Below are 6,455 nucleotides of genomic sequence, written 5' to 3'. Positions count from 1 at the left end.
CAGTGGCACCACCACCGGCGATGTTCACCTGGCAACCCACGGTGTAACCCGGGAAAATCTTGCCCCCGGCCGCACCCGACAACTCGACCTGCGCACTACCCGACACCCACGCATTGCGATGCAACGGGGTCGAGCCCATGGACGGGTTGATGTTGGCCGACTCACCGACCAGACGGATGGTCACGACGGTGCCGTCCGACAGCGTCTTGGTCAGCTCCCCGCCCGGCAGCGGAACGAAGGTGTCGGCGTTGGCCGCACCGGTGGAGAACAGTCCCATGGCAATGGTGGCAGCGGCGCCGACGCCGGCCATCCGCGCCAGGTTCTTACGGTTGATCATGGTTGATATCCCTCGAGGGTTGAGTCCGCTTCAGCGGGAGGATGGTTCGTTGGATTCGACAGACGTCAGCCGATGCTGAACGGCATCCCGTAGAGGGTGGTCTTCGAGTAGTGATCGCCGATGATCTCGACGACCGTGTACGAACGCGCCTGCGCGTAACCCGCGCAGCCCTGGATCTGGATCTCCGCATCCTGGTACTCGACGGAGTACACACCCGGCTTCAGGATGTCCTTGTAATCGATCTGAACGAACTTGACCTCACCGGGACCGAGGTTGATACCGATCGAACCACCGGCGCTCGCGCCGCTGAGGTTCACGCTGCCGGACACACCGGCGGAGATCGCGTCATCGGCGATGCTGACCTGGCAGCCGACGATGTAGCCGGTGCTCAGCTGCGACGCGCCGTGCGTCGAGGAGTTGTTGGTTCCGGGGTTTCCGGTCGGACCGTTGTTCGGCCCGATCTCACCTTCCGGGGTGACGGTGACATCGGCGACCGCGTTGCCCGACACCCAGACCACGCGCCCGGCGCCGTTGGCGGCCAGCGACGGCGAGATCAGGGCCCGCTCTCCGTTCCGGGTGATCGTCACGCCGGGTCCCACCTTCTGGCCGTCCGGCAACGGCACGAAGGTGTCGGCGTTGGCAGCACCGGTCGAAAGCAGGCCCATGGCAACGGCCGCGGCAGCGCCGATGCCCGCGACGCGGGCACCGCGGCGCAGACCTTTGGTGCGGTTCTCGCTCATACTTCCCCTCATCAGGTTCAAACAGTCAACCTCGACCGTCGAGGCTGGACAGTGGTCCTCTCAGGCCCAGCTCAGTGTGTCGCTCCTTTGTTGCCGATGTGTAACCGGTTGTTATTTCGGCGCAACGGACTAGCTGACGACGGAACCGAGCCGGGTTCCGCCGAACGGCTTCGTACATGCCGTGTCCCGGGCCTGTGGGGTCCATTCGTCGATTGGCTCGATGGGGAGATTAAACGTTCCATAACGACGCACGCAACGCGGCGTTTCGTAAAGTTCAAGGTGACCTGCATCACAGTTGCGCACATTTGAATATGGCTTGACGTGCATAAATGCAGGCTCGCTACAGCCGAACCGGACGAATTGTCCGATCGATCGGCACAGGAGCGCCAGTGATCAGGTACGGGACACAGCCGTAAGGATCTCGTTCGGATTACTTTCACCCGGAAGCGGTCACCGGGAGATAACGAACCGGGGCCACGCCTAGTACGTAGCTACTACGTAGATAACGGTCTCAGCCGTGATGCGGGGGGACCTGGCGGCGCAGCCAGTCGTCGCCGGACCGGTTGTCGTCACGGTCGTCGCGTTCGTCGCCGGTGGTCTCGGGCAGCGTGTCACCGAAGATCTTCGCCAAGCGCGCGGCATCCCTCGCCCGGCGCGGGGCCGGGCGAGGGTTCTCGGCGGGGGTAGGGGCGGTGATTACTCGACCAATCCGGAGAGCTCGCCGATCACCCGGCTGGCGAGCGGGCCGAGAGTCGCCATGCCGTCCCGGATCGCGGACCGGGTGCCGGGCAGGTTGACCACCAGGGTGCTGCCGGACACGCCCGCGACACCGCGGGAAAGGCCCGCGTCCAGCGAGCCGGCCACCCGGCCGGAGGAACGAAGGGCCTCGCTGATTCCCGGCAACTCGCGGTCGAGCACCTGCGAGGTGGCCTCCGGCGTCACGTCACGCGGGGACATGCCCGTGCCGCCGACGGAGATCACCAGATCGACGCCGCCGATCACCGCGGTGTTGAGCGCATTGCGGATCTCCACCTCGTCGGCCTGCACCGACACCGACGCGTCCACGAGGAAACCCGCCTCGGTGAGCAGCTCGGTGACCAGCGGGCCGAGCGAGTCAATACCTCCATGCGCCGTTCGATCGTCGACGACCACCACCAGTGCACGCCCCGCCACAGGAGCATCGATTTCCATGGTGCTCACCGTAGCGCCTGCGTCGAGCAACTCGGCGGCCGCGCCGAGAACGTCGGCGTCGACATCGATCAGCCGGGCCCGGCCTGCCGGGACCGCGCGGATCACCGGCCGCCCTCCGCGGGCGCGCCGGAGAGGGTCACCTCGACGGTCTTGGCGTTGTTGCCTTGGTCATCTGTGTAGGTGACTTTCACCTTGTCTCCTGGCTGGTGTGAGCGGACCGCGGCGACGAGCGCGTTCCCCGAATCGATCGGGCGGTCGTCGAGCTTCGTCACCACCGCCCCTGGCGGAATGCCCGCGCGCGCCGCGGGCCCGTCCGCCGTCACGTCGCGGACCTTCGCGCCGGAAACCTGCTGCGCCGGGTCCTGCTGACGCGACACCGTGATCCCGATCTGGGCGTAGGTGGCCTTGCCGGTCTTGATCAGTTCGTCGGCCACCCGGCGCGCTTGATCCACCGGGATCGCGAACCCGAGTCCGATCGACCCGGTCTGCCCACCCGCCGTCTCGGTGGGCCCGAGCGTCGCGATGGCGGTGTTGATGCCGACGAGCTTGCCGTTGCCGTCCACCAGCGCACCGCCGGAGTTGCCCGGGTTGATCGCGGCGTCGGTCTGGATCGCGTCGATCACCGGGCTGACCGCGGGACCGGGCTCGCTTCCGTCGCCGGAGGTCACGACGGGACGGTTCAGCGCCGACACGATGCCCGTGGTGACGGTGCCTGCCAGGCCGAGCGGCGACCCGATCGCCACGACCGGCTGGCCGACCTGCAGACTCGCCGAGGTGCCCAGCTCGATCGGGGTCAGACCGGTTTTCCCGGACACCTTGATGACGGCCAGGTCGGAGACCGGATCGGCGCCGACCAGCGTCGCGGGCGCGCTGCTGCCGTCGGAGAAGACGACCTCCATCTTGGCGCTCGGCCCGCCGCCCGCGGCCACGTGGTTGTTGGTGAGAATCAGCCCGTCGGAGGACAGGACCACCCCGGAGCCCTCGCCCTCGGCCTTGCTGCTGGCCACCTTGATCATCACCACGCTGGGCAGCACCTTCTGGGCGACCGCCTGGGTGGAGCCGGCCGGAGCGTTGACCGCGTTGCTGACGTTCGGCTTCGGCGCGTCCAGCGCGTTCGTCACCGGGGCGCGCCCGTCGTCGGCGCGGGTGACCAGGGCGCCGACCGCACCTCCGACACCACCGCTGACCAGCGCGAGCGCGACGGCGCCCACGGCGAGACCGGTGCGGAACGGACGCCGGGCACCGGCGGGCGCGGCGCCGTAGGCCGGGCCGTGCGGTTGCGTGGCCTCCGCCGGACCGAACGACGCCGGATATCCCGGAAACGGCGGAGCCGGATCATGCTGCGGCGGATACTGCGGGGCCGTGTGCGGGCCGTAGCCGTACGCGGGCGCCGCGCCGGGCCCCGGCACGCCGCCGTGCGGCGCCTGGCCGGGCGCACCCGCCGCTCGCGCGTCGGGCCCCGCGCCGCGGATCTGCTCGGTCGGCCGGCGATCGGGTCCGCCGTCCACCGGACCCGGCTCCCGCCGATCCTTCGAATCCTCGGTCATGGACTCCTCGTTTCTGCTCACGTCTCGACCAGGTTGACCATGGCGGCTGAGAGCGGACTGAGACCGTGCTTTCAGTTTTCCGAGATCTGTCCCAGGCGCCGGTACGCGATAGAACCACCGGCAACTTGATGTCTCAAATCCTGCGGCAAACCGATCGGAGCAATGTGCGAAATACCCCGCCGACGATGAATATTCCGCACCGGACCGAACATTATGCGGAAAAGAACTTCGAGTCGCCCGTATTGCGTCAATCGGGCGCGGGCGCGCCCGGCTCGCCGGGCAACACGATGCGGACGACGGTGCCGCCGCGTTGCGAGGTATCGATGGCGATGGTGCCGCCGTGTTTCGTCACCACTTGCTTCACGATCGCCAGACCGAGACCGGAGCCGGGCATGGATCGCGAAGACATGACCCGATAGAAACGCTCGAACACCAGCTCGCGCTCGGCCGCGGGAATGCCGGGGCCCGCGTCGTCGATGGACAGTTCGAGCAAGCCGGGGCCGCTCTCCCGCATCAGGATCCGGACCTGCGCGGCCGCCGGGCTCCACTTCGCCGCGTTGTCGAGCACGTTCAGCACCGCGCGCTCCAGGCCTGCCTCGTGCCCGTAGACGAACCACGGGCGCAGGTCGGCGACGAACTCGATGCCGGTGCGCCTGCGCCGGGCGCGCTCGAGCGCGCGTTCCACGACCTCCCCGAGATCCACGCGCTCGTAGACGGTTTCCGGCGCGTCCTCGCGCGCCAGATCGACCAGATCGCCCACCAGCGTCGACAACTCTTCGATCTGGGCCATCACGTCGGCGCGCAGCCCGGCCATGTCCTCGTCCGGGAGGCGGGGAGCCCCGGGGCGACTCGACGCGATGAGCAACTCCATGTTGGTCCGCAGGGACGTCAGCGGTGTCCGCAGTTCGTGCCCTGCGTCCGCGACGAGCCTGCGCTGCCGATCGCGCGACTCGGTCAGCGCGCGCAGCATGGTGTTGAAACTTTCTGTGAGCCTTGCCAGTTCGTCGTCGCCCGTGACCGGGATCGGCGTCAGATCGTCGGTGCGGGCGATCCGCTCCGTTGCCGCCGTCAGCCGCGCGATGGGCCGCAGACCGGTCCGCCCGACCGCCGTACCAGCCGCGGCGGCGAGCACCACGCCGCAGCCGCCGACGACGAACAGCAGCCAGGCGAGCCGGTCGAGCACTTCCCTGGTGCGGTCCAGTCGCTGGGAGATGACCAGCGTGGCACCCGAGTCGGTGTTGACGGCCAGCACGCGCTGATTGCCGACCGTGCGCAGCGACGAACTCCGCTCGCCGCGCGCCACGGCCACCTCTTGGGCGCCGACCGGCGGATCGGTGGACTGCGGCGGCAGCCAGCGCCGCAGGTCGGGGTAGATCAGCGCGATGCCGGTGTCGTCGTAGAAGGCCGCGGCGACCATCAGATTCAGATTGTTGAACCCGTAGGGATTGCTCGCGATCACGGCCGTGGACCTGCTGCGCAACTGGGCGTCCACGTCGGCGTACAGCGCGCGCGCCACCAACGCGTAGGCCGCGATCGAGGTGACCGCCACCGCGATCGCCACCACGGAGGCGGCCAGCAGCGTCACCCGCCACCGCAGCGAGACCGATCGCGTCAGCGGCATGGGCGGCCGCATGTCCGCGGACTCGAGCGGTCGCTGGCCCAGCGCGGCGACCACGGGACGCTTGGGAACTGTCCGTGCCATGACCTGCGACCTACGGTGGTGTTTCACGCAGCACATAACCGACGCCGCGCACGGTGTGGATCAGCCGCGGCTCGCCCTCGGCCTCGGTCTTGCGGCGCAGATACCCGATGTAGACCTCGAGCGCGTTTCCCGAGGTTGGGAAATCGTAGCCCCAGACCTCTTCGAGAATGCGGCTGCGGGTGAGCACCCGACGCGGATTGGCCATCAGCATTTCCAGCAGTGAGAACTCGGTGCGGGTGAGACTGATCTGCCTGCCGCCGCGGGACACCTCGCGAGTCACCGGATCCAGCGACAAATCGGCGAACTTCATTGCCTCCGACGCGTCACCCGGATCGGCGGTCGTGCGGCGCAACAGCGCGCGCAGTCTGGCCAGCAGTTCCTCCAGCGCGAAAGGCTTCGGCAAATAGTCGTCGGCACCGGCATCGAGCCCCGCGACCCGCTCGGATACCGAATCTCGCGCGGTGAGAACCAGAATCGGCAAATCATCGCCGGTGCTGCGGAGACGACGGCAGACCTCGAGCCCGTCCAGCCGGGGCATCATCACGTCCAGCACGAGGGCATCGGGTCGCTGGACGGTTGCCTTCTCCAGTGCGTCCACACCATCCACTGCGAGATCGACGGAGTAGCCGTTGAAGGTGAGCGACCGGCGCAGCGATTCCCGGACCGCCCGATCGTCGTCGACCACCAGAATGCGCATGTCACCAGTTTGACCGCACCGACTGAGAGGTAACTGAGAGGGCGCTCCCGACACGCCGAGGTGAGCAGGGCCGACAACCCTCGGCGCGTCGCCCGTGTCAACCCCGGGTGACCAGCATCTTCCGTGGCCCAACCGAGAAGTTGACGCGTCCCTTACACATTCCACCGCGAATCTTGTTCTCTATAGCCATATTCGGTAATTTGCGGACGGGCTCCCCCGGATTGCCGATGACCCCTCTGCA

At 68.0% G+C, this 6,455-nt stretch carries 6 protein-coding genes; all 6 read right to left on the bottom strand.

What is annotated here, in order from left to right:
- Positions 1 to 337 (bottom strand): MspA family porin (locus IU450_RS31720; RefSeq protein ID WP_195153396.1); only part of this gene is annotated, 337 nt, incomplete at its 3' end.
- Positions 338 to 402: 65 nt separating this feature from the next.
- Positions 403 to 1,077: an MspA family porin gene (locus IU450_RS31715; protein WP_195153395.1), complete on the bottom strand. Its 675-nt coding sequence runs from the start codon at positions 1,075 to 1,077 to the stop codon at positions 403 to 405.
- A 696-nt stretch (positions 1,078 to 1,773) separates the two neighbouring features.
- Positions 1,774 to 2,268 (bottom strand): MogA/MoaB family molybdenum cofactor biosynthesis protein, encoded by a 495-nt coding sequence (locus tag IU450_RS31705; RefSeq protein ID WP_181719529.1) that lies wholly within the window; start codon positions 2,266 to 2,268, stop codon positions 1,774 to 1,776.
- A gap of 101 nt (positions 2,269 to 2,369) precedes the next feature.
- Entirely contained in the window at positions 2,370 to 3,815 is a 1,446-nt protein-coding gene (locus IU450_RS31700; protein WP_195153394.1) for a S1C family serine protease, read from the bottom strand.
- A 247-nt stretch (positions 3,816 to 4,062) separates the two neighbouring features.
- Positions 4,063 to 5,448, bottom strand: coding sequence for a HAMP domain-containing sensor histidine kinase (locus tag IU450_RS31695; RefSeq protein ID WP_227954975.1), 1,386 nt, complete (start codon positions 5,446 to 5,448; stop codon positions 4,063 to 4,065).
- A 79-nt stretch (positions 5,449 to 5,527) separates the two neighbouring features.
- On the bottom strand, positions 5,528 to 6,214 hold the full coding sequence (locus tag IU450_RS31690) for a response regulator transcription factor (protein ID WP_043732050.1): 687 nt from the start codon (positions 6,212 to 6,214) through the stop codon (positions 5,528 to 5,530).
- Positions 6,215 to 6,455 lie beyond the last annotated feature (241 nt).

Origin of the sequence: Nocardia abscessus (assembly GCF_015477775.1) — a bacterium.
In the GTDB taxonomy this organism is placed as follows: Bacteria; Actinomycetota; Actinomycetes; order Mycobacteriales; family Mycobacteriaceae; genus Nocardia; species Nocardia abscessus_A.
The sequence above is the reverse complement of the archived record's forward strand: the minus strand, read 5'-3'. Positions and strand labels throughout refer to the sequence as shown.